This is a genomic window from Holdemanella biformis DSM 3989 (assembly GCF_000156655.1).
Taxonomy (GTDB): domain Bacteria; phylum Bacillota_I; class Bacilli_A; order Erysipelotrichales; family Erysipelotrichaceae; genus Holdemanella; species Holdemanella biformis.
In genome coordinates, this window is sequence record NZ_DS996846.1 from 7,130 (window position 1) to 9,656 (window position 2,527).

A 2,527-nucleotide genomic window follows, 5' to 3' on the forward strand; every position below is an offset into this window, starting at 1 on the left:
AACTACACCTTCAGGGATGATTGCAACACCGAAGTTGTTTCCATTTGCAGAACGTTTTTCAACAGCATCTGCAATGTAGTCAGCGATTTCAGATAAAGATTGTTTTTTAGCAGCAACTTCTTCTGAAATTAAACAAATGTTTGGTTGAGTTTCTAAAGCACATTCCAAAGCTACGTGACTTGCACTACGTCCCATAACTTTTACAAAGTGCCAGTATTTTTTAGCTGAGTTTGCATCACGTTCGATGTTTCCGATTAATTCACTATATGTTTTAGTTGCAGTATCGAATCCAAATGAACATTCGATGTCTTCGTTTTTCAAGTCACCATCGATAGTTTTTGGACAACCGATAACTTGAACACCTGTATTGTGAGCAGCAAAGTATTCAGCTAATACAGCAGCATTTGTATTTGAGTCATCACCACCGATAATTACGATAGCAGTGATTCCGTGTTTTTCACAAACTTTTGCAGCAACTGCGAATTGCTCTTCAGTTTCTAATTTTGTACGTCCAGATCCGATAATATCAAATCCACCAGTATTTCTGTATGCATCGATATAAGCATCATCGAATTCTACATAGTTGTCTTCTAATAATCCAATAGGACCATTTTTAAATCCGTAAAGAACGTTTTCTTTACTAGTAGCTTTTAATGCATCATATAGACCACAAATAACGTTGTGTCCACCAGGTGCTTGTCCACCAGATAAGATTACACCTACAACTTGTTTTTTAGCTGCAGAAGTATTTTCTCCTTTTTCGAATGTAATTTCTTTTTCTCCGTAAGTGTTAGGGAATAAAGCCGCGATTTTTTCTTGGTCTGCAACACTTTGAGTTGCGTTTCCTTCCTTAACACAGATTTCTGAAATACCATTTCTTAACATTCCAGGCAATTTTGGACTGTATTGGTATCTAGCTTTTTGAAGTGGTGATTGATTCATTTTTATATCTCCTTTTCAATTTATACCTACATTAAAAATTTTATAACACTTTGCCCAAAAAGTAAATACGACGCCTTTATTCAAGGTGTGATTTTAAACATTCAACACTCATTTCTTCCTGTAAGTATTCAAAGAACAATCCAATATGATACCCATCGGCTACGGCATGCGCAATTGTGATATTTACAGGCATCTGATAATTATCATCATATTTTCCAGCTGTGATGATTGGAAAGAAGGCAGCACCCCCATTGACTACGCGACTTGAAACCGCTGTAAATGCAGTCCAGGGCGTACATGAAACACAATAAAAGTTTGCAGGTTGGCCTAATTTCACCTTGATTCCCCTTTTTGTTTTACCTAATTCCATATCAGAAGTAATATTTTTGTAGAAAGAATCAAAATCATCCGTAAAATCGGTCCAACAATCCGAAAATGTATGATCTTCTTCATGGAAGATTGTATAGTTAGGAACCAATGAATCCCACACACATAAATCTCCATTTTTATCTTTAAACATTTTAAAGTTCTCAATTCGATTCAACACTTTAGTCACACAATAAATTAACGTTGGATAAAATTTATATCCATTTGTATGACAAAAAGTTAATAACTCACTCGCATCAATATTGGCCGTCATATTCACTTCAACATTTAAACTGTTTGTATAATACAAATAATGCTCTTTACGACACCAATTTTCTAAATCAATCTTCTTATATCTGCACATAAAATCTCCTATATCATCGTCATAGTTACAGTACCCACTGTAATCAAAATTAAACCTAGTAATGCCTTCCTTGATAGCTTTTCATGAAATACAACACGAGAAAAACCAATTGTTACAAGTATACTCAATTTATCAATTGGCACAACGATGCTTGCAGGTCCATCCTGTAAAGCACGATAGAAACATAGCCAAGATGCTCCTGTCGCAAAGCCAGATAAGATAATAAACAATAATTCTTTATGATCAATAGATTTTATTTCAGACTGCTTATTTTTCACAAATACCATAAGCCAGGCCATGACTAATACAACACTTGTACGAATGGCCGTACCTAAATTAGAATCAATTCCAGAAATACCAATCTTACCTAAAATTGATGTAAGGCTCGCAAATACAGCTGACAAAATCGCATAAATCAACCAGCCTTTATCTGAAGAATTAGATTCAGACTCATCTTTTCGAGTAATCATCAACATCGTACCTAAACCGATCATGCATACACAGCCAATTTTAGCTAAAGACAATCCTTCATGAAAGAAAATTAAAGCCAGTAATATTGTTAAAATCGTACTGGATTTATCAATAGGTACAACCTTATTCACATCCCCGTTTTGTAGAGCTTTAAAATAACATAGCCAACTAGCTCCTGTTGCGATGCCAGATAAGACTAGAAATAATAATGTCTTTTCACTAATTTCAGTAATACCAGATAGTGTACCAGTGATTAAAGTCATAACCCACGAAAATACTAAAACCACGATGGTACGTATGGCGGTTGCCACATCGGAATCTGTTTTTGAAATCCCACATTTTGCGAGTACAGAAGTAATGCCCGCAAAAAAGGCAGAACCTGTC

General features: G+C 35.3%; 3 protein-coding genes. All 3 read right to left on the minus strand.

What is annotated here, in order from left to right; translation table 11 throughout:
- Nucleotides 1-942: diphosphate--fructose-6-phosphate 1-phosphotransferase (locus EUBIFOR_RS09195; protein WP_003865759.1), on the minus strand; the 942-nt coding region annotated here is incomplete at its 3' end.
- Nucleotides 943-1,018: 76 nt separating this feature from the next.
- Nucleotides 1,019-1,672 carry a CatA-like O-acetyltransferase gene (locus EUBIFOR_RS09200; RefSeq protein WP_003865760.1) on the minus strand — a complete coding sequence of 218 codons (654 nt, stop codon included), beginning with the start codon at nucleotides 1,670-1,672 and terminating at the stop codon, nucleotides 1,019-1,021.
- A gap of 8 nt (nucleotides 1,673-1,680) precedes the next feature.
- The coding region (locus EUBIFOR_RS09205; RefSeq protein WP_003865761.1) for an EamA family transporter at nucleotides 1,681-2,527 on the minus strand (847 nt) is incomplete at its 5' end.

What these genes read in the sequence shown, in the direction of transcription:
- EUBIFOR_RS09200 (WP_003865760.1), bottom strand. Translation starts at nt 1,672, where the DNA reads ATGTGCAGATATAAGAAGATTGATTTAGAAAATTGGTGTCGTAAAGAG.